General features: G+C 61.7%; 17 protein-coding genes and 1 pseudogene. 8 read left to right on the plus strand and 10 right to left on the minus strand.

Annotation, left to right across the window (positions count from 1 at the left end; all coding sequences use genetic code 11):
- The coding region (locus ACRARG_RS21165; protein ID WP_432691992.1) for a transposase at positions 1–362 on the minus strand (362 nt) is incomplete at its 3' end.
- Between the two features lie 114 nt (positions 363–476).
- On the opposite strand from ACRARG_RS21165, the gene ACRARG_RS21170 reads away from it, so the two are divergent.
- From ACRARG_RS21170 to ACRARG_RS21190, 5 genes are read left to right on the plus strand one after another with little or no spacing between them, the layout of a single operon-like run.
- Positions 477–1,859, plus strand: a complete 1,383-nt coding sequence (locus ACRARG_RS21170) for a TraB/TrbI/VirB10 family type IV secretion system protein (protein WP_432691993.1) — start codon at positions 477–479, stop codon at positions 1,857–1,859.
- Between the two features lies 1 nt (position 1,860).
- Entirely contained in the window at positions 1,861–2,859 is a 999-nt protein-coding gene (locus tag ACRARG_RS21175) for an ATPase, T2SS/T4P/T4SS family (RefSeq protein WP_432691994.1), read from the plus strand.
- The gene (locus tag ACRARG_RS21180; protein ID WP_432691995.1) at positions 2,846–3,037 is read left to right on the plus strand and encodes a hypothetical protein; all 192 of its coding nucleotides are present in this window, start codon (positions 2,846–2,848) and stop codon (positions 3,035–3,037) included. The genes ACRARG_RS21175 and ACRARG_RS21180 overlap by 14 nt, the downstream gene beginning before the upstream one ends.
- Positions 3,034–3,438, plus strand: coding sequence for a hypothetical protein (locus ACRARG_RS21185; RefSeq protein WP_432691996.1), 405 nt, complete (start codon positions 3,034–3,036; stop codon positions 3,436–3,438). Before ACRARG_RS21180 ends, ACRARG_RS21185 begins: the two co-directional genes overlap by 4 nt.
- A 6-nt stretch (positions 3,439–3,444) precedes the next feature.
- Positions 3,445–4,524 carry a TrbL/VirB6 family protein gene (locus ACRARG_RS21190; RefSeq protein ID WP_432691997.1) on the plus strand — a complete coding sequence of 360 codons (1,080 nt, stop codon included), beginning with the start codon at positions 3,445–3,447 and terminating at the stop codon, positions 4,522–4,524.
- 316 nt (positions 4,525–4,840) lie between these two features.
- On the opposite strand, the gene ACRARG_RS21195 is transcribed toward ACRARG_RS21190, so the two are convergent.
- Entirely contained in the window at positions 4,841–5,854 is a 1,014-nt protein-coding gene (locus ACRARG_RS21195; protein ID WP_432691998.1) for an alpha/beta hydrolase family protein, read from the minus strand.
- Between the two features lie 114 nt (positions 5,855–5,968).
- Here ACRARG_RS21195 and ACRARG_RS21200 point away from each other — a divergent pair, with 114 nt between their 5' ends.
- The 3 genes and pseudogenes from ACRARG_RS21200 to ACRARG_RS21210 all read left to right on the plus strand — a co-directional run bounded on the left by ACRARG_RS21200 (position 5,969) and on the right by ACRARG_RS21210 (position 8,702).
- On the plus strand, positions 5,969–7,006 hold the full coding sequence (locus ACRARG_RS21200; RefSeq protein WP_432691999.1) for a helix-turn-helix domain-containing protein: 1,038 nt from the start codon (positions 5,969–5,971) through the stop codon (positions 7,004–7,006).
- 243 nt (positions 7,007–7,249) lie between these two features.
- Complete coding sequence (locus tag ACRARG_RS21205) at positions 7,250–7,894, plus strand: DUF2268 domain-containing putative Zn-dependent protease (protein ID WP_432692000.1); 645 nt, start codon at positions 7,250–7,252, stop codon at positions 7,892–7,894.
- 175 nt (positions 7,895–8,069) lie between these two features.
- Positions 8,070–8,702: pseudogene (locus ACRARG_RS21210) on the plus strand (tyrosine-type recombinase/integrase).
- Positions 8,703–8,960: 258 nt separating this feature from the next.
- Here the strand turns inward: ACRARG_RS21210 and ACRARG_RS21215 are convergent.
- The 8 genes from ACRARG_RS21215 to ACRARG_RS21250 all read right to left on the minus strand — a co-directional run bounded on the left by ACRARG_RS21215 (position 8,961) and on the right by ACRARG_RS21250 (position 20,147).
- Positions 8,961–9,575, minus strand: a complete 615-nt coding sequence (locus ACRARG_RS21215; RefSeq protein WP_432692001.1) for a TetR/AcrR family transcriptional regulator — start codon at positions 9,573–9,575, stop codon at positions 8,961–8,963.
- A gap of 18 nt (positions 9,576–9,593) precedes the next feature.
- Positions 9,594–11,327 carry an aldehyde dehydrogenase family protein gene (locus tag ACRARG_RS21220; protein ID WP_432692002.1) on the minus strand — a complete coding sequence of 578 codons (1,734 nt, stop codon included), beginning with the start codon at positions 11,325–11,327 and terminating at the stop codon, positions 9,594–9,596.
- A 3-nt stretch (positions 11,328–11,330) separates the two neighbouring features.
- Positions 11,331–12,956, minus strand: a complete 1,626-nt coding sequence (locus tag ACRARG_RS21225) for a long-chain fatty acid--CoA ligase (RefSeq protein WP_432692003.1) — start codon at positions 12,954–12,956, stop codon at positions 11,331–11,333.
- A 38-nt stretch (positions 12,957–12,994) separates the two neighbouring features.
- Positions 12,995–14,641 carry a GMC family oxidoreductase gene (locus ACRARG_RS21230; RefSeq protein ID WP_432692004.1) on the minus strand — a complete coding sequence of 549 codons (1,647 nt, stop codon included), beginning with the start codon at positions 14,639–14,641 and terminating at the stop codon, positions 12,995–12,997.
- Positions 14,642–14,957: 316 nt separating this feature from the next.
- A complete protein-coding gene (locus ACRARG_RS21235; protein WP_432692005.1) occupies positions 14,958–15,110 on the minus strand; it encodes a hypothetical protein in 153 nt (50 codons plus the stop codon).
- Positions 15,111–15,260: 150 nt separating this feature from the next.
- Positions 15,261–17,231 carry a type IV secretory system conjugative DNA transfer family protein gene (locus ACRARG_RS21240; RefSeq protein WP_432692026.1) on the minus strand — a complete coding sequence of 657 codons (1,971 nt, stop codon included), beginning with the start codon at positions 17,229–17,231 and terminating at the stop codon, positions 15,261–15,263.
- Positions 17,232–17,239: 8 nt separating this feature from the next.
- Positions 17,240–19,567, minus strand: coding sequence for a relaxase/mobilization nuclease domain-containing protein (locus ACRARG_RS21245; protein ID WP_432692006.1), 2,328 nt, complete (start codon positions 19,565–19,567; stop codon positions 17,240–17,242).
- Positions 19,554–20,147 carry a transposase gene (locus ACRARG_RS21250; protein WP_432692007.1) on the minus strand — a complete coding sequence of 198 codons (594 nt, stop codon included), beginning with the start codon at positions 20,145–20,147 and terminating at the stop codon, positions 19,554–19,556. Before ACRARG_RS21250 ends, ACRARG_RS21245 begins: the two co-directional genes overlap by 14 nt.
- Positions 20,148–20,256: the final 109 nt, after the last annotated feature.

Here is a 20,256-nt window from a genome sequence, read left to right on the forward strand (position 1 = left end):
GCCACGTTTTTTAACGGGGTCCAGCCCACCAATAAGCCATCGGCAACTGCCCTTCGGGCGCAGCATAGCACAGGCAGTTTATACCGCGCACAGGCGGGCTGCGGCCCGGAACGGTTTTTTAGGATGTCGCGCTCCTGCTTCAAAACCGCGATCTCGCGTCGCAACCGCTTCAGTTCCGCATGCAGGTCCACTGACGCCTCGACCGGCTCACCGGCATCCCGTTCGCGACTGAGCCATCGCGTCAACGTCGACAGGCCAATGCCCAGATCTTCTGCGATCTCGCGCCGTGTCCGGCCGCTTGTCAGCGCAAGCCTAACCGCTTCCCGCCGAAACTCCGGCGTCGGTCTGTTTCCATTTCCCATAGAACACCTCCTGGTTCCTCAGTTGGTGCTCTCCACTTTTTCAGGGCAAGTCCAGCTGCGTCTGGGCGAGGACGTGGTCTGTATCGAGGCGACGCCGCCCGCGGAGGCCGCCTCATGAGTGACAACAACCCGGAACTCGAACAGCGCCTCGCTGCGCTTGAACGGGGCAACCCGCGCCTCGGACCCGCTCCGAAACGCCGCTCGCCGCTCCTCGCCCTCCTCCTCGCAGGGCTCATCCTGGCGGGCGCCTTGGTCCTCTTGCTATTCTCGGGCCCTGGGGAAGAGGTCGCCCTGCCGACGGCCACCCCGGACGAATTCCAAACCGAGGGTGACGGGTTCGGAGAGATCGAACCCTTCGTGCCGCCGCCCGCCCCGGAACCCGAGATCGTTCTCGTCGAACCAGAACCCAACGCCGAACTTCTGGCGCAGATCGCCGCACTTCAGGCCCAGATCGAGGAGCTGCGCGACACGCCGGACACAGACGTCGAGGCGGACAGCGCGGCAGCCGAGGCGATTGATGCGCTGACCGCACGGATCGCCACCCTACAGGACGCCTCCGAGAATGCTCAGGAACAATTCCAGGCCGAACTCGCCGCACGAGATCGGGAGCTGCAACAGCTGCGTATGGACCTGGACCTCGCGCGGCTGGAGGCCAACAAGCCGGCACCCGCCCCGCTCGGACCCACCGACGAAGAGTTGCGCGCCCGCGAAGAAGAGCGGCTGCGGCGCGAAGAAGAGGCGCGGCGGCTGGCCGAGCTGCAACGCCGGGCCGAGGAGGAGCGTGCCTTCCAGGAACGGCGGATTTCCTCCCCCGTCATCGCCTTCGGCGGAACGGGCGGCGCCAAGGCGGGCGAGACAGAACTTACCGAACGCACCTTCGGCGAGGTGACAGACTTCGTGCTGAACGGCGCGTTGCCGAGCGCCATCACACAAGCCGAAGTCATCGCAAATCCCTCGAACACGGTCATCCAGGGCACGATGATCCAGGCCGTGATGGAGACCGCACTCGACAGCTCGCTCCCCGGGCAGACCCGTGCCATCATCTCCGAAGACGTCTTCAGCTATGACGGCTCACGGCTCCTGATCCCGCGCGGCTCGCGCCTGATCGGGCGCTACCGCTCCGGTATCGAGATAGCCCAGAAGCGCGTCACCATCGCCTGGGACCGGATCGTCCTGCCAAACAACCAGACCGTCCAGATAAGCTCCTTTGGGGGAGACGAGTTGGGCCGTTCGGGTGTCACCGGTTTCGTCGACACGCGCTTCGATGACCGGTTCGGTTCCGCCGCGCTGATCTCGATCATCTCAGCGGCTCCGAGTGTGGCCGCCGCCCAGGTCGAGGATGAGACCACCGCGGACGTACTTGAAGATGTGGGCGATGACCTGGCGGACGCCACCGACAGTGTGATCGGCGAATATCTCTCCATCGGGCCCGTCATCTACGTCGACCAGGGCGCACGCGTCACCGTCATGGTCGACCGGGATCTGGAGATTTTCTGAGATGACCCTCTCCTATCTGCAGACCTCACTCGACAAGCTCGCGGACGCCGCCCGCGATGACGTCATCGAGATATGCATCAATCCGGATGGCTCTTGCTGGGGTGAGTTCCAGGGCGACCACTTCATGCGGGCACTGGATCAGCGACTGTCGGTTACGGAACTGCGCGATCTTGGCAACCAGATCGCCTCCTCAGCCAACACGACAATGAGCAAGGACAAGCCCATCGTCTCGGTCTCGATCACCTATCGCGACCGCCCCATCCGCGCCCAGGTCGTAACCCCGCCCGCCGTGCTTTCGGGCATGTCGATTTCGCTCAGGTTCTTCTCGAGCCTACCGCTGGACCAGATCGAGCTTCGTTTCCTCTATGGCGAAGAGCGCAAGCTCGAGGAGTTGCGCCAGGAAAAGAATCGCGCGCTGCGCGAGGTCGTCGCCTCCGGCGACATTTACGAGGCCATCCGCTTCTGCGTCGAGAACAAGCTCAACATGATCGTCTCAGGCGGCACCTCGACCGGCAAGACCGTCGCGGCCCGAAAAATCCTCTCCTACGTTCCCGATGAGGAACGGATCGTCACCATCGAGGAAGCCGCAGAGCTTCTCCCCGCTCAGCCGAACGCGGTGACCCTGATCGCCAACCGCGATGCGGAGTTCCAATCCGCCGACGTGCTTCTAACCGCGACGCTGCGCATGAGGCCCGACCGGATCATCCTCGGAGAGGTGCGCGGCAAGGAGGCCATGACCTTCCTCGAGGCGATCAATACCGGCCATGGCGGTTCGATGACAACCCTCCATGCCGAAACCCCGCAGCTCGCCGTCCAGCGTCTCGCCATCGCCGCGCTCAAGACCGAGATCCCAATGACCTACCAGGACATGGTCCAATACATCGAAAGCTCGATCGACGTGATCATCCAGGCGGGCCGTGAACACGGTGCCCGCGGCATCACCGAATTCTATCTCCCCGGAACCGATCTCAGCGGAGGCATGACCCATGAAGAAGTTTGAATACGACATCTTGTTCTGCAAGGTGAAGAAGCAGAAGGACTATGAAGAGATGCGGCGCGCCCTGAACAAGCGAGGTGCCGAAGGCTGGGAGGTGATCTCCGCCGAGGCGGGCGATTATGGCTATACCGCGTTCCTCAAACGCGAGGTCATGGACCGACCGGCGGAGTCGGTGACATGAAACGCGCGACCTCTCTCGTCTGCCTACTTCTTCTTTTGACGGGCACCATTGCATCGGCGGAGCGCGACTTGGTGCCGACGCTCGATAATCAACCCGATGTCTGCCCCGATCAGCCGCCCGAGCCGGAGTGGATGCGGAACACCGAAGCGCGCGATGCCCACAAACGGCTCTTGGTCCAGCAAATCTACCGGTTTCAGAGCATGGAACGCATCGTCGACGCGCAGAGCTGCACATGCGTCACCCGGTATCCGTCTTGGGAGGCAACTGAGGCGGTCTATTTTGATCGCTATTCCGCGGCTGACTATTGGAGCGTGGTCGAGGCGACGTCAGACTATCGCCGACAGGCGAACGATCTCCGAAAGCAGGCCATGCCGATCTGCGAAGCCGCCAGCAACTGGTAGCGGGGCATGAGCGTCGTCGCGTATTTCGTGGAAACGGCCGAAGGCTATCTGGACTCGGCGGCGGAAACCCAGTTCGGGGCCGTGGCCGCCACGGTCGGAACGATGCTGGTCCTAGGAACGACGCTCGTGGTCATCCTAGTCTGTCTCAACATGATCTACCAGTACCGGTCCATGGACGGCCGGACCGCCTTCTGGCTCGCCGTGAAGATCGGCCTGATTGGCATATTCGCGACCAACTGGGTCCAGTTCAACGCACTCGCATCCGCCATCCTGAATGGGATAGACAGCATCGCCGGATCGCTGGTCGCGTCGGTCGGCGGCGGGACGCCAGGTCCGTCGGGGACCTTCGCCGAGGAGTTCGACCAGCTGATAGCGGCGCTTGGGGATTACCTGAACGCAGCAGGCTCCGAGCTGAACTGGATGGCTGGCGCGCTTCTTGACACGCTCGGCGTTCTCCTGCTCTCGATCCTCGGAGGGCTGGCAGCCTTCATTGTCGTCGCCTCCAGGCTCATGATCACGCTTTTGATCGGGATAGCTCCGGTTATGATCTTCCTGACCCTCTTCGAGGTGACCAAGGATTATTTCGCGCGCTGGCTCTCGGCGCTGATCTCCTTCGCGATCTACCCCATCGTCATCGCCGGCGTTTTCGCGACGATCACCGGGGTTTCGCGCGCATTGCTCGCCGAACTTGGTGATCCGGAGGGGGCTTCGAACATTGGCGCCCTCCTGCCCTTCTTCATGATGGTCCTCATGGCCAAGGGGTTCATCATCGCCACGCCCTTCATCGTCCGGTCGGTCTCCGGAAACATCATGATGCCGGCGCTTTCGGCGGGCTTTGGCGGAAGCTACGCCTTCGCCCGAGGCTTGGCAGGAAGTCAGCAAGTCTATAACCGATACGCCATCGGAGGCGCGACAGGCGCCGAATATGCCGCGCTTCGGGCCAGGCAATTTCTCGGCGTACAGGCGCTCCCGACCCGCCCTAATGCCGCGGGTGGTGCCACGCCACCGCCTGCGAACGGTTCATCCGGGGCGGGGTCACAGATGCTTGCACAGTTGGCTAGACTAAGGCGTCTGGGGCGCCGGTAAATAGGCAATACGTGGACTGAGCCGTCGTTTGACCCATCAGTGCGAGTTGGGGAACACGGCCCTTTGCCGACCTTCGTACTGCATGACAACGCCGCGGCGCAGCTTCACCAAAGCGGTCGTTCGCGTGTCGCGCCCCATTTTCCGACGGCCGAGGTCCGCTGAGCGGGACATTGCACTCTTTCGCTGCGTCTGCCCCGATGGCCGCTTCCGGATACCACGAGCTGACAAAAACGGTGACTTTTGGCAGAAACAGACCGCCCCCGGCATCTTTTGGCCGGAGGCGCAGTTCCTTCAGGTGGATCGGATGGAAGCGTCTCTAAAGATCGAGACCGAATGAAATTGCCTCAATGAGCTGCACGTGCGCAGCGGCGCGATCCATGCCTTCCGGGTCTGTGCAGATCGGGTCGTCCTGTTCCTCTTCAAGCAACGCGGCGGCACCAGGTTTGCAGGTGCCGAGGAAGGTGAAGTGGTTCGCCGGTGCAATCTCAACGTAGGATGCACCGGGCAACCTGTTCGCCAGGTCATTGCCCTTTGGTCCTACGTCGGCAGCGCCGAGCCTGTCTGCGTCGCCCAGGTTGATGAGTGTTATCCCCGCCAAAGCCCCTTGCAGCGTCTCTGGATTGGCGGCGCCGCCAAATCCGGGGTCCACAATGACAGCCCGTGTGATGCGTGGGTCTCGTGCATCCGCGTCAAAACCGGGGTAATCGGCGAATTGTACACCGCCAAGGCGGAAAAACACGCAATCGGCGGCATCTGGGCCCGTGCTGCAATTGTCGTCTTGAACTGCCCCATCGAAGCGCACACCAGCAAGGCCCAAAGCGGTTGCCCCGCCCAATGAGAACCCAACGACTCCGATCCGATCCGGATCGATGAATGGCGAGAAGGCCGGGTCGGCGAGGATCATGTCGAGCGCAGCTGTCAGGTCATTTGCACGTGCTTCGAGATCAACCGAGCGGCGCGGGGAACTGTCGCCGCTTGTCGAGCCCGGATGGTTCACCGCCAGGACAATCGCCCCGTCCGCGACAAGGCCGCTTGTCAGCCATCCCAGACTGTCTGCGTTGCCGCCTGAACCATGTGACAGAAGGACAAGCGGGTGCTCACCCACCGCGATTGCAGGGCCGATGAACGCGAAGGTCGGGTCAAAGATCGGGCCGTCCCCGACAGGCGCGCGATAGGTGGGGTTCGCCGCCGGATACCAGACCGAGGCAGCGATGGGGCGGGCGCGGTGGTCAGCTGTCAGATCGAACCGGTCGTACCCGGGCAGCATATCCGCCGCGACAGGGCCAGCGTAGGGCAGCGCGAGTATTGCAAGAAGAGCAAGGCGTTTCATGGGAACCTCCGTTGTTGAACGCATGCCGATGGGTTTGCGGAGAAATTCGGGCTATCGCGTCCTGTTTTCCGGATTCAGGTCGTCACAATCGGGATTCTGGACAATAGTTGCGACATGCCCATGCTCCCGATTCCTGTCTTCGCCGCCATCGTTCTCGCCTATCTTGCGGGCCGCACTCTTCTGTCAGAGGGCAGGCCGCTACTGGTCGCCTTTCTTGCCGCCTGCGCGATGCAATCGTTTCTGGTCGCGATGGTCATCGGATACGATGTCGCCTGGCTCCGACCCGTTCTGCCGGTCAGTGCCACGGTCATCCCGCCGCTTGCGTGGATCACTTTGCAGGATGCCCTGATCAGCCGGGTATCGCTTCGTCAAGTCGGCTTTCATGGCGCAGCCCCGGCCTTCACACTGTTCTGTCGAATCTTCGCGCCGGAGACGACGGATATCGTCGTGCCTTTTGTTTTTGCGGGTTACGGTGGCGCGATCCTCTATCTGTTGCGCAGCTCCGGAGACATGCCCCTTGCCCGGTTGGATGCCGGGCACGTTCCGAAGGTTCTCTGGCAGGTCTTGGGATGGGCGCTGATTGCTTCGGCCTTCAGCGATGTGTTCATCGCTGTTGCATTCATGACGGGCAACGAACACTGGGCCGGATGGTTGATCACCTTCTCTTCGTCCTTGGTCCTTGTGCTTGTCGGTTTGCTCAGTGGTAGCCCGTCCGCGTCTGGTGTGGCTGGCGAAGATTCAGCCGAGCCAGCTCCACCGCCCAGAGAAAAGAGCAAAGAAGACATCGACATTTTAGAAGCACTTGAGGCCTTCTTGAATCGCGAGCCTATGCATCTTGATCCAAACCTCACCTTGTCGCGGTTGGCACGTCGTCTTCATCTGCCCGAAAAGCGTCTTTCCATGGCGGTCAATCGTGCGACGGGAACCAATGTTTCTCGCTACGTAAACACTTGGCGTGTTCGCCATGCCTGCAAGCTGATCGAGGACGGCGCAACTGTCACCGACGCGATGCTCGATAGCGGATTTAACACCAAGTCGAACTTCAATCGTGAGTTTTTGCGAGAGACCGGTGTCCCGCCGAGCCAATGGAAACAAGGAAAGCAAACGCCGTCGAATGTGACGCGGATTTCCGACGTGAGCCAAGGCAGTTGAACCGGCAAGAGGCGGGACAAAAACCTCCTGCCAGAACCTACGTGTCAAGAACCGTCGTTATTGTCGCAGGCGTCGCTGTCGCCGAAATCGTTGAAAAATCTTTCGCCACAAACCCTTGGCAAAACTACTCTTGATTTTGGTACGTTTTTGGCCGCTCTTGACTGAGCGGGCGTTCGCTGCATTTTGCACAAAGGTGCGCTCCCGTAGATTGGACCGGCCGCTCTACCTGTGTATTCAGATCTCATGACCTGGACCATCCACATTGCCAATTCCTCGGGTCGCCTAAACGGCCTAGTGTCCCCGATCCGCGCCGCGATTGGACGTGCGCAAGCGCGCGCAGAAGCCGTGACCGAACCCGTAGATCTCGACATGGTGATACAGGCTTGGCCGGGCCGCGTCATCACGCATCTGGGGCACGCCGGCTATGCCCCGACCGCCGATATGATCCAACTTACCTTCGATCCGGCCAACTCTAACTGTGCGCAAAATCTGGGCGAACCGCTTGAGCGAACCATTGTTCACGAATTGCACCATGCGCTACGGTGGCGCGGGCCGGGTTATGGCCGCACGTTGGGCGAGGCCCTTGTCACCGAAGGTTTGGCAGGTCACTTCGCGCAGCAGCTCTATGGGGGGCCGCCGGAAAAGTGGGAGACGTCGCTTGATGACGAAGCCCTCGCGCAAGCCGCAAGGGACGCAGCGGCGGCGTGGGACGATGAAGCCTACGACCACGCCGCATGGTTTTTCGGAACGGATCCCGCGTGGCGGGGCTATGCTCTTGGCTATGCCCTGGTTGAGAGGCATCTCATCGCGCACCCGAACGAAACGCCCGCCACGCTAATCCATACCGAAGCGGCAAGCTTTCGCGGCGACCTCAAAATCGGCTCTTGAACAATAAAACTTAGGAGATCATCGATATTCGATAGCCGCCGTTCGTGCCGATCGCAGCATCTTGCAAGTAGGGCTCAATGCCGACCTCAGAAGCGGCGCAGCATCCTGTGATAAGGTGACCAGGTCAACGTCGGGTTGTCGTCGTGGGAGGGAGTGGCGGATCGGAGGATCAACCATGCAAACACCAAACTTACCTGCCATTCGCGCACGCCGCCCTGCTTGGAACAAAGGACGAATTGTCGGACAGAAACGTCCGCTGCTGCCCAAACATGTCTGGGCGATCCGCGTCCGTCTTGAGATTGCCAAGAACCATCGTGATCTGGCGCTGTTCAACGTTGCCATCGACAGCAAACTGCGAGGCTGCGACCTGGTCAAGCTGAAAGTGGCCGATGTTTTCGCTGCCGGTCAGGTAAAAGAGCGGGCCTCGATCATCCAGAGCAAGACGCAGAAACCTGTCCGCTTCGAGATCACCGAGGGCACCCGGAAATCGCTTTTGCGGTGGATGGAGGAGCCGCTAATGATCGGTTCCGAATTCCTTTGGCCGGGGCGCTTCCACGAACGGCTGCACATTTCGACACGGCAATACGCACGCCTGGTCCGAGATTAGGTGAACTCGATCGGGCTGGAACCAAGCGCGTATGGAACCCATTCCATGCGACGGACGAAAGTCGCGCAGATCTACCGGAAGACCGGCAACCTGCGCGCTGTTCAGCTCCTGCTTGGGCATACCAAGATGGACAGCACAGTCCGATATCTTGGTGTCGAGTTGGAAGACGCATTGGCAATCGCCGAAGCGGTAGAAATCTGAACATGTGGGCCGTCCTTTGTGATGGCCCACTTCGATCATTTGCGTGCAGGACCTTCGCCGAAGTGCAACCGGCCCATAGCTGCCGTTGACGCAGCGCGCAGAGAACGGCGGCATAGCGCCCATTTTAACCGACGGCTTTGATGTCAGATCGAAGGTTCGAGTTCTGCCCTGCAAACGATCTCGACGCAATATGCCGTGTCGCTTGCTGTCCCGAAGGCAGAACTGACCGAGAGTTTTAGGTAACAAGGTCGTCGGCCGTCAGACCAGTCGGTTCAATAGCGCCGAAACCTCGATCTCGAACTGTGCCGGTGCACCCTTATCGCCCCTGAGATACGCCTGAAGGTGGAAGCGAAAAAAGCTGTCCAGCACCAGATAAGTAGGTCGAGCCTGTTCCGGTGAGACGCCAGACCTAGAGAGAAAAGTCGCGACAAGGTCTCGCAGACCGTCTTCGATGTCCACCACGACCTCTTCGAACGCGGGGTCGAACATTGCTTGAGTGCGAATGTCATACCAGAGCCGATGGGTTTCGGCTTCACGACGGATCGACAGTGATAGACCCTTGATGAACCGGTCTGCGAGTTGCTCAGGTTCGACATCGGCTTCCAGAATTGATCCCATGTCCGCCACGAACCCCACCTTATAGCGGCGCACGCAATAGGTGATGAGGTCGACCTTGTCTTCGAAATAGTAATGCAGCGTGCCGACCGCGACCCCCGACATTTCGGCGATGTCGCGCAGGCTGGTGCGTGCATAGCCAAGTTGCTTCAACGCTGTAATCGCGTGATCGGCAAGCTCATCCTTCTTGCGCGCCCGCTTCGCGGATTTGGCTTCGGCCTTTTCCGCAAGGCGGGCGATTTTGTCGAGTTTGGTCACGTCCGGCTGGCCTTTGTTTTAACCACGCAAGGCATTGGCGAATATGCGCGGCAATTTCAACCAGCTTGGCTTGTGCTGGAAATGGGTCAACAGTCGGCCAACCACATGCTGCCGCCGATTTGTGACGAACCACGGGGGACGGGGCAGGAGTGTGAACTGACCCGACAACACCCCGCGCGGGAAGGGTCGCCACGGCGCGGTCACGACCACCCGCTCGGGTTTGTCGAACATGAAGGTGTTATGCGCAAAGCCGATCCCGCTCCCCACATCGTCCAGCGTATGACCAGGAAACGCACCCCACGGGCAAGCGGTAGCAAGGAAGGCGAGGCCAGTCCACGCATTCACCGCGATGGTTCCGTAGTGCAAATCGGCGATGATCTCTTCGAAGCGTTTGCGCCCGATCTGCCGAATGGTGCGCGGGTGAATGACGATATTCGCGCCCAAGGTGCCGTGCAGCGTTTCGTTAGCGTATCGGATCGCCTCGATCAGATAGGTTTCGGCGTCCTCTGCCTCGATCTCAAAGGTCGACAGAGCAGGGGCGAACACCTCGTTTTGGGTGAACCAGTTCTCCCCTTCGTTCACCGGGGCGAAGATCAGCGCAGGTGCTTCGCCACGGTCGAATGACGTCGCATTCGCCGACTGATCCGCGAAACCGGCCATTCGGTCCGCGGCACCCGGGTAATAGGCCTGACGCGCATCCATGTCGCGCATCACGCCTCGAATCGCATCGATCAACGCGTCTTTCTGACCCCACGACTTCGGCAGCACCAACATCTGACAGGCCACGCAGTTGAAGCCCGAATTGTGGAGCTTTTGGGTCGCCAGGTGCTCGGCCTGAAACTTGATGTCGGCCTCTGACCAGTTCCCCGGCACAACGATGGTCGGACAGACCGCACCCAGTTCAGATGTGATCGGCTTGGTCAACTTCGGCGTGTTTGCGGCCTTGTTCTTGGCCCCTTCCTCGCCCGGACCCCAGACAATCGCATCATGCGAGGCTGCAGCCCCGGTGATATGCACCTCGTCCACCGCGGCGTGATTGCACAGGTAGCTCCCAACCTCGGCCCCGCCTTTCACGATCCGAAGAGCATCGCGCTCGATCAGCGGCTTCAACGCGGCTTCCAGAAACGGCGTTAGATATTCGTTCACGGGGTTCATCTTCAGGATGACCGCTTTATGCGCACCAAAAGCTTTCTCGAACACGTCCAGCGGCGCGATCGAGGCGATGTTGCCCGCGCCCAGCACCAATGACACGCCACCGTCTCGCGCATCCACCGGGGTGTCATAGGCGCACGCTGTATGTGCCGCCAGATTCGCTTCATCTACCTGCGATTGCATCCAGACATCCGCAGAGACGCCTGACAACAGCAGCCGATCCCAGATCGAATGGGGCAGGACGCGCACGGCCAATTGCCCATTCGCCGTGGTGCGTTTCGACAGATGGTCGAGGAACGCTTTTCCGTTCATACCTGCCAAAGTCTGCATCAACCCGTTACAGGCAGACATGACCGCATAAGGTCCAGAAATCCATTCTTCGCCCGCCAAAGGCGACCCCGCCGGGATCAGCTTTCGCCGCGCCGCGGTCTCGGCCCAGCCTTCGGCGACCTCCAGCAGCCGGTCCTTGATCTCGGCCAGAACCGCGATGCGTTCGGCGTTCGATGTCCGCGCCCAAGCCTCAGCCCCTGACCGCAATGCCTCAAGGTCGCGATCCAGCGCTGAAAAATCAGGTGTAATATCCGTTGCAATCTGGTTCATGGCTCACGCCTCCTCCAAAAGCACGTTGCCATAGGCCTCGCGCAGCTTGTTTTTCAGAACCTTGCCCGTGGCCCCCAGCGGCAGATCGTCGACAAAGATGACCCGATCCGGCACCTGCCATTGCGCGACCTTGCCCTCATAGCTGGCCAGCACGTCCGCCTCGTCCGGGGTTTCGCCTTCGGCAGCCACGGCAACGATCACCGGGCGCTCATCCCACTTCGGATGATGCGCGGCGATGGCGGCGGCATTGGCAATCTTCGGATGTGCGATGGCGATGTTCTCAAGCTCGACGGTCGAAATCCACTCGCCGCCAGACTTGATGATGTCCTTGGACCGATCCCGGATCACCATGTATCCGTCGGCGTCCAGCGTCGCTACATCGCCCGTGTCGAACCACCCATCGGCGGTCAGGGCGGACCCCTCCTGCCCGAAGTAGCTTTCGACAACCCAATTCCCGCGAATTTGCAATTCGCCTTGCGTCTCGCCATCGCGGGGCAACTCGGTGCCGTTTTCGTCCACGATGCGAAGCTCTACGCCCCACGGCGGGCGGCCCTGACCTTCGCGTAACTTGGCCTGCGCGTCCTCGCTCAGCCCGTCATGTTTCTGCAAAAGCTGGTTCAAGGTACCCAAAGGTGACGTCTCGGTCATGCCCCACGCATGGATCAGTTCCACGCCATAGCCATCACGGAAGTCGCGGATCATCGAGGGCGGAAGGGCGGAACCGCCTACCACCGTGCGTTTCATCGAGGTGGGCTTGATCCCGGTTGATTTTAGCGCGGCCAGAAGGCCCATCCAGATCGTCGGCACCCCCAACGACAGCGTGACCTGTTCGGTGTCAATCAACCGTGCGAGGCTTTCGCCATCAAGGTTCGGCCCCGGCATCACCAGCTTGGACCCGACCGAGGCCGCAATATACGGCACACCCCAGGCGTTCACATGAAACATGGGAACGACCGGCATCACCGTGTCCCGCGCCGCGATGTTCAATCCGTCCGGCTGGTTGCCCCCGATGGAATGCAGCACCAGCGACCGATGCGAATACTGCACGCCCTTCGGATTGCCCGTGGTGCCAGAGGTATAACATAGCGCGGCGGGGGCGTTTTCATCCAGATCGGGCCAACCGTCGGCAGGGTCGGCCTTCTCCACGAGCTCGTCGTAGAACAAGAGCCCCTCGACCTGAGCGGCGGCCTCGTCATCGCGCGACCCCATCAGGACATAGTGCTTCACCGTTTTCAGGTGTTCGCCCAGTTTGGCCGCGACGGGCAGGAAGGTGCGATCCAGAAACAGCACCTCGTCGGCGGCATGGTTGAGGATATAGATCATCTGTTCGGGCGTCAGGCGCGGGTTGATCGTGTGCGTCACACGACCCCCCGCGCCGATCCCGAAATACAGCTCCAGATGCCGCCGGTTGTTCCACGCAATGGTGGCACAGCGCGCACCGCCAGACACGCCCAGATCATCCAGCGCTGCCTTGATCCGCCGCGCATTGGTGCCGACCGCGCCCCACGTGGTGCGGGCCTTGGTCCCGTCCGTCTCGACCGAAACGATCTCGGTGCCTGCGTGGTATTTCTCAGCATGTGCAATCAGGGAGCCTGTGGTCAGTGCCTGCGTCATCATTGTGCCGGACATGATGTCCTCCTTCGTTCTGCCGCGTCGCGCGGCGGTCTTCATTCTGCTGCGATTGCGGCGGGCTTGATGCCCCGGATCATGTCGGCGGCGCGTTCCGCGATCATGATCGTGGGCGCATTGGTGTTCCCGCCGATAAGGGTCGGCATGACCGAGGCATCGATCACGCGAAGCCCTTCCATGCCGTGCACCTTCAACTCGGGGTCCACCACTGCCATGTCGTCGACGCCCATCTTACAGGTCCCGACCGGGTGATAGATCGTATCGGCCCGCGATCGAATGTGCTTTTCCCATTCGGCGTCGCTCATCCCGTCCTTGGTGCCGAACAACTCCTTATGGCGGTATTTCTTCATCGCCGGAGCTTGCAGGATTTCGCGCGTCATTTTCGCGCCCTTGATCGTGGTTTCCAAATCGCGCGGATCGGTCAGAAACTGTGGATCGATCCCCGGCGCGGCCATCGGATCACCGCTTTCAAGGAACACTTCGCCACGGGAATAGGGGCGCAGCGCACAGACGTGGCAGGAAAAGCCATAGCCCATGTGCAGCTTGCGCGCATGGTCGTCCACGATGGAGATCACGAAGTGAAGCTGAATGTCAGGTCTGTCCAGCGCGGGATCGGTTTTCAGGAACCCGGCCCCTTCGGCGAACGGCGTCGCGATCATGGAGTTACCATGCTTGCGCCATTTCAGAATGTGCTTCGTCAACCCGATGGTGCCCGCCAACCCGATTCCGAAATTGTCGGTATCGTTCGACTTGTAGGCGAGGATGAAATCCAGGTGATCTTGAAGGTTCTTGCCCACACCCGGCAACTCGTGAACCATTTCGATCCCGTGGCGTTGAATGTCCTCCGCGACGCCGATACCGGACAGTTGCAGGAGCTGTGGCGAGTTGAAGGCGCCCCCGCACAGGAGCACTTCCTTATTGGCCTTCACCTGATGATCCGAGCGCCCCTTGTGATAGGCGACGCCGGTCGCGCGCTTGCCCTCGGTCAGGATCTTGGTCGCATGGGCGCCGGTGATGATGGTGAGGTTCTTGCGGCTCTTCTGGACCGGGTGAAGGTAAGCCGCTGCTGCCGAGCACCGCTCGCCATTGCGCGCCTCGTCATGAAACTGCGTGACCTGATACAGCCCGACTCCCTCGTTGTCGCCGGTGTTGAAATCCGCCGTTTCGCGGTGCTGGCATTCGGCTGCCGCCTCGACGAAGGCGCGGCTGATCGGACGTGGCGCTTTCTGGTTCGAGACGTGCAGCGGACCGGATGCGCCGTGGAAGTCACCCGCGCCGTCCTCGTTGTTCTCGGCACGTTTGAAATAGGGGAGGCATTCGTCCCATGACCAGCCATCACACCCCAGGTCGGCCCAACCGTCATAGTCGGATTTGTGCCCACGGACGTAGAGCATGGCGTTGATCGCGCTTGACCCACCCAATGCTTTGCCGCGTGGTTGATAACCTTTGCGACCATTCAGTCCGGGTTGAGGCGTGGTCTCATAGGCCCAGTTCGAGATCTTCCCATGTCCCGGCAGGATCGCAACCGTGCCGGCGGGCGCGCGGATGAGAATGTGATCACCGTTCCCACCTGCTTCCAAGAGGCACACGGACACCGCGGGATCCTCGGTCAAACGAGCAGCAAGGGTCGATCCCGCAGAACCGCCCCCAACGATAACGTAATCAAAAGCCGACTTATCGGGCATATCAAATCCTCCCTGAACAGAGCCTCCTCGCTCTGTCTCTATGCGAGCACAAAATCTGAACACTTGTCCAGAAATTTTGTTCAAGAAAAATTTTCGCGAATAAAACTATTTTAAATCAGGTGCTTGATGTCGTTCTTCGCCCCTTAGTCGCTCTTCGCAAGGAATGTTGCAGAAACCACGGATTTGCTGCGAGGCGATTCCGAGTGGCAGATTCCACGCCGTTTCGTCGTGGCTATTGGAACGGTTCTTCAGAGTGTTCTTCCAGAGCGCAACGGTAATTCGCCAAAGTCCAAACCCTGCCGCCGCAACCAAGAACTCACATCATGAAATGGTCCGGCCAAAATGCGTCGAACATGCCAAGTATGGCCACTGGCGCCATTTCTTCAGCGACAATTTGATTCGGGGTTTGATGTTCTTGATTAGAAGAATACTCCCGTTTCAAACCAGAGCGAAACCAGCGAACGGCCATAGCGGTCGTTCACGCAATGCGCAGCGAATGTCCGCTCCCCGCCCATCGCGACGGCCTCTGCGCGTTCGCCCAAGGTCGGGAGTGAGCTCAGACCCGACCTTCTCTGCACTCGTCTCGAACGTCAAATCCATAGCCTCGGCTGACCTCCGCTCAACTTGTCATGGAAATTTCCAACCGCTCCAGATCACTCACGGCGTCCTGTACCCGGACGACGTCGTCTTCTGTCGCAGCCTCCACCTCCAGACCTGCCTGCCGCCCGAACTCCATCTCGAACTGCCGCTGATCGTCCCCGAGGACTGCGGCCCTGACGCGCCGAGGCGCTTGAGCCGGACCGGGATCGATGGGTGAGTTTCCACCGGATTCCGTAAGCCCCATCCTGGCTTCGAAATCGCGTTCCGACAGACCGGCCCCCCGCGGCGCCGTGGGCATTGCCCGGACACTCAGGGGCAACTCCCCCATCGGAGGGACCGGCCCCTTCGGGAAGGGCAGATCCCCCTCCTGCGCCGCGTGGATACCCTTGAAGAACGGATCCTCGTAGTAAACGACCCGCTTCGCCCGGACCGGCATCTGCGCGTCCACGACCACCACGATCTCATCAAGCGGCAGACGCCGCGCCTCATCTTCCGGCAGGAGCGCGACCTCCTCCGTCCGTTCGGACTGGCTGCGACCCTCGAACGGGTTCTTTCCGACCGCGCGGGAGCGTGTGACCACGGTCTTCGTGGTCTTGCCCACGGCCTTGCTCAACTCCTCGACCGTCTTCTCGTCCGAGGGCGTGAGGTAGAGCTTGATCCCGGCGTTGCCCTGTAAGGCCCGCCGCGTGTTCTCGCCGTAGATCTCGTCGATGGCCGGGATGGTCTGGGTGACCACCGCGAGATGCCCGCGATAGGCGCGCAGTACTTCGATGCTCTCGGCCACGATCGGCATCTTTCCGAGGCGATTGAACTCGTCGAGCATGATCATGACCGGCCAGGGCTCGTCCGGACCCGGCTCCTTGTCCTGAAGCGCTGAAAGTAAGTCCGAGAAGAAGAGCCGGATCAACGGTGCCAGCGGTTTCACCATGAGGGGTTGGACGACGAGATAGACGCTGAAGGGCTTCTTGCGGATCGTCCGGAAGTCAAAATCTGAGGTCGCCGTCGCGTCATCTATCGCCGGGTTCTGCCACTGGTCCAAGCCGGACGTCATCAGGAGCGAGACATAGGAGGTCAGCGTGTCGTTGTTGGTCGAGGCCAGCCGCGTGAATATCAGCCGCGCCGCGGCGTTTTGGACCTCATGGGCGCGCGCGAGATATTCCTTCTGCTTCTGCCCGCCCGAGGCGGCGATGCGGTAGATCTCCCCGAGCGTCGGCCTGCGGCGCTGGAACGCGAGTAGCCCGGCCGCGACGAAGAGATCGATCCCGCCCTTCAAAAGACCTTGCACCCGGTCGTTGTCGTTCTGCAGGAAGAGCGTGGCCAGGAGCTGCAGCTCCATCTGCTGGCGGGCCGGGTCTTTAAGCTCATAGATGCGCAAGAGTGGATTGTAGCGATGCGTGCGCCTGTCCTCCCAATCCGTGGGCGCGAAGCGGAACACCGCGTCACCCTGTGCCGCCCGGTGGCGGGCCGAGGCCTCGAAGCATTCGCCCTTCACGTCCAGAACGACCGCCGAGCCCTGCCAGGTCAAGAGGTTCGGGATGACAAAACCGGTGGTCTTGCCGCGACCGGTCGGGGCCACGATCAGCGCATGCGGGAAGGTCCGGGAGCAGAGGAACGGCGCCCGTGATCCGGGCTTGCCCAGCTTGCCGATCACGAAACCTGTGCCGGGCGCGCCGAAGAAGCCGTTCCGCTTCATCTCGCGGCGGGTCTGCCAATGGGTATAGCCGAACCGGGTCAGGGCCGAGCCGGACATCGCCAGGCTCATCATGAGGCCCGCCACCCCGGCCCCGCCCATGATCAGGTTGATCAGGCGAAAATCATCGGGGCGGACGGCCCCGATGGCGCGGTAGTTCTGGGCGATATAGAAGAAGTCGATCTCGGACCGGAAACCCAGGTCCCGGAACGTCACGACGGCCGAGGCGATGACATAGCCGATCGCGATGGCGACCAGTGTGACCAGCGCGACGCCGAGGGCGAGGCGGCCCTTCCCCACCCCTCCCATCAGTGCGTCTCCCCGCGCTCGCTCTCACCATCGACAAGATCGGCGCGGTGGAGCTCGAACTCGCGGTCGGCGATCTCCTCGACGACGACACGGGTCGCCTCGCTATTGGCGGTGGCCGCGTCCGACTGGAGATAAGTCTTGGCGGCGTAGAGCCGGTCGAGACGGTCTTCGATCTGGGTCTTCAGCACGTCGACATCCCCGTCTCGTAGGCGTTCGATCTGCGCCGCGTCGAGCTCGCGCTCGACGGCGTCGCGGTAACTCAAACGCTGACCGTCGTCCTGGAACGGCGACTGCAGATTGCCGGCCCGCTCATGGTCGACGACCCGTCGGATGTCCGGATCGGCAATCGGCGCGCCCTCGACAGCGTCCCCCTCGCGCGCGTCCGACAGCCGCCCGTCGCGCAGGTCGAGCGCCACCTCCCGCAACTCGTTTTCGCGGCGGACCTGGTTGAGGGCCTCGGTGTCGCGCAGATCGGTGACGGCCGCATAGGTCGCGCCAAGTCCACGGGCGAGATGCGATGGCATATCGGGATAGCGCGCGCGGAACTCGTCCGTGACGACATCCGCAACGGGGGTCCGCGCGTCGCGACCTTCCATGATCCGGTCGACTTCGCGGGTGATCTCGCGGGCCCGGGCCTCGTCGGTGATCCGCTCCCGGTAGGGCTCGGACCGGTCGATCACGTCGCCCGGGCGCGCGAGCAGTTCCGGATGTGCCTCGAGATAGGCGCGTTGCTCCTCCTCGATCCGCCGCTCCGCCCGGGAGGCGATCTCCCACTCCCGGTCCTCGATCTGGTCCTCGGTCAAGCCTTCCGAACGCATGTCCTGGCGGATCGCGCGTTCCATGTCCTCAGTGGCGTCCCGATGATAATGGACCCGCTCCAGCACCGTGCGATCTTCCACGACACCGTCCTCACGCAAGACCCCTGCCCGCTCCAGTGCGACGCCGAGCTGGACATGGGCCCGGTTGAGGGTCTCGCGCGCCGTCTCCAGATCCGCGCGACGCTCGAGGTTGAGACCGACCCTCTCGGCCACCCGCGCCAGATCGTCGGCGATCCATTGCCGCTCGAGCGCGGCGTTCTGCGCGCCGGTTTCCATCCGGGCGACCACCACGGACGAACTGATCCCGGTCCCGCGCAGCGCGGTATCGACCTGCGCCCGCACCTCGGGGTCGCGCAACCGGTCGAGCCGGGCCGCATCGATATTGGTCTCGGAATAGACCCCGCCCTCCGAGGGCTTTTCGGTCAGTGTCACGGAGCGGAGCCCCAAGGGCTGCATATGCGCGAGCCGCGACTGGATCTCGTTGAGGCTGCGCTCGAGCCTCGGCCGTTCGGCCTCCGGCTTCGCATCAATCATGCCCTGGACGCGCGCAACCTGATCGGCATAACGGGTCTTCAGATCCTCGAACGATTGCTCCTCTGCCATGTAGACGCCTCCTTCCAAAGTCAGCTTGCCGCCCTTGGCCAGAAGCTCTCCAGACCGGAAGAGCGCATCGGCGATGTCCTCGCGGTTGTCCGCAGAGGCCTCGGCGGCGAGCGAGTGATAGATGATCCGTGTATTGGCAATCTCTTCCAGAGCGCGATCCAAGTCTGCCCCGACCCGTGGCCGTGGTTCCGCGGCCCGCCCCTCAACCTTGGCCGCATAGACCTCGCGGGTGCGCGGCGGGTAGTGCACGACACCTCGGTCGAGCCGCCGCGTGGCCTCCAGACGCACGCCGAACCGCTCGGCCTCTTCCACCATGGCGAGGCGGAAACCGTCGTAATTGAACCGGTGGTCCCGGCCCAGGAAGAAGAACTCGCCCTCCTGCGAGCGGCGGTTCAATACTATATGGGCGTGCGGGTGATCCCGGTCCTCATGCACGGCAATAATGTAGTCGAAATGCCCCTCGTCGGACTGAAAGAACCGCTCCGCGACATTGGCGGTGATGTCGCGCACGTCCTCGCCCCGGGTGCCGATCGGGTAGGACATGAGCATATGCGTCGTCTGTCCGAGCTTGGGCTTGAACCCCTCACTCCAGCGCTTGGCGAAACGCTCCGTCATGTCCTTGATCTCCGACCCCTCAAGCCTCGTCTTCCCGTCCAGGAACCCGCTGCTGTCCACGATATGCGAGGACTTCGTGGTGAGGTAGTCGAGCTGGTTCATGAGCTGCGATTTGGTATGGGTGCCCCCGCCCCGGATCGCCTTGAAGACCGCCGCACGATGCCCCGCCGAGGCCCGCACGAGCTGCCTCTGCCGGGACGCCTGCAGCCCCTGCATCGAGCCCCTGATGCGGCTCCAGCCATCCCGAAAGATCTCTCCGGTGACGTCATGGACGGCATCATTCAGCCGCATGGGCAAACTCCCTCAGCGCGGCGGTCGCGGATAGCTGCATGGCATCCCGGCGGCGGCGCAGGAGCAGGTCGATCTCGTCCGCGGAATCAAGGATGAACCGCGCGAGCCCGCGCATCTGCGCAAGGCGCAGTTCGGAGAACTCAGCGCTCGAATCGCCTTCACTCCCCTGCCCCATTTGGTTGGCCTTCACCATCTGCTTGGCGATCTGCACGACACCGTTGCCAACCTCATGCAGAGAGGCCCTGTAGCGCGCCATCTCTCCGGCCAGTTGTACATCCGGAACGAAGGTCCCGCCCGCCGCCTGGATGAGCCGCCTCAGCCCCTCCGTGCGGGTCTCGATGCCGGCCATGGCCAAGACTTCATCCAGCGCGCCAAGCTCCTCAGGGGTCAGTTTCACGGTCACGGCAGAGGTCGCCACGGCTGCATCCCGCTGGCGTTCTTCGTCCGCCTTCAACGTGTACTGGATGGCCCGCGGCGTGACCCCGAACCGCTCCGCGAGCTCCGAGGTCCCCACTCCTTCTCCGGCCTCACGAACAATCTCCGCCCGTTCCGCGTCTGTCAGTCTCTTGGTCCGGGTCATGCGAAGAAAGCCCCCCTATTTCCTGCCACCTTCATAGGAGGCCGCACGCCCACATTACGAAACTATACCAATGTGTCAATGCTATATGATTGGGTTTCTACTATACGCG

The sequence above is a fragment of the Pseudooceanicola profundi genome (assembly GCF_050897955.1).
GTDB lineage: Bacteria > Pseudomonadota > Alphaproteobacteria > Rhodobacterales > Rhodobacteraceae > Pseudooceanicola.

Bases quoted from the DNA above. Each gene is read 5' to 3' on its own strand.
- ACRARG_RS21170 (WP_432691993.1), top strand. From the start codon at position 477: ATGAGTGACAACAACCCGGAACTCGAACAGCGCCTCGCTGCGCTTGAA.
- ACRARG_RS21175 (WP_432691994.1), top strand. From the start codon at position 1,861: ATGACCCTCTCCTATCTGCAGACCTCACTCGACAAGCTCGCGGACGCC.
- ACRARG_RS21180 (WP_432691995.1), top strand. From the start codon at position 2,846: ATGAAGAAGTTTGAATACGACATCTTGTTCTGCAAGGTGAAGAAGCAG.
- ACRARG_RS21185 (WP_432691996.1), top strand. From the start codon at position 3,034: ATGAAACGCGCGACCTCTCTCGTCTGCCTACTTCTTCTTTTGACGGGC.
- ACRARG_RS21190 (WP_432691997.1), top strand. From the start codon at position 3,445: ATGAGCGTCGTCGCGTATTTCGTGGAAACGGCCGAAGGCTATCTGGAC.
- ACRARG_RS21195 (WP_432691998.1), bottom strand. From the start codon at position 5,854: ATGAAACGCCTTGCTCTTCTTGCAATACTCGCGCTGCCCTACGCTGGC.
- ACRARG_RS21200 (WP_432691999.1), top strand. From the start codon at position 5,969: ATGCCCATGCTCCCGATTCCTGTCTTCGCCGCCATCGTTCTCGCCTAT.
- ACRARG_RS21205 (WP_432692000.1), top strand. From the start codon at position 7,250: ATGACCTGGACCATCCACATTGCCAATTCCTCGGGTCGCCTAAACGGC.
- ACRARG_RS21220 (WP_432692002.1), bottom strand. From the start codon at position 11,327: ATGAACCAGATTGCAACGGATATTACACCTGATTTTTCAGCGCTGGAT.
- ACRARG_RS21225 (WP_432692003.1), bottom strand. From the start codon at position 12,956: ATGTCCGGCACAATGATGACGCAGGCACTGACCACAGGCTCCCTGATT.
- ACRARG_RS21230 (WP_432692004.1), bottom strand. From the start codon at position 14,641: ATGCCCGATAAGTCGGCTTTTGATTACGTTATCGTTGGGGGCGGTTCT.
- ACRARG_RS21235 (WP_432692005.1), bottom strand. From the start codon at position 15,110: ATGGCCGTTCGCTGGTTTCGCTCTGGTTTGAAACGGGAGTATTCTTCT.
- ACRARG_RS21245 (WP_432692006.1), bottom strand. From the start codon at position 19,567: ATGCGGCTGAATGATGCCGTCCATGACGTCACCGGAGAGATCTTTCGG.
- ACRARG_RS21250 (WP_432692007.1), bottom strand. From the start codon at position 20,147: ATGACCCGGACCAAGAGACTGACAGACGCGGAACGGGCGGAGATTGTT.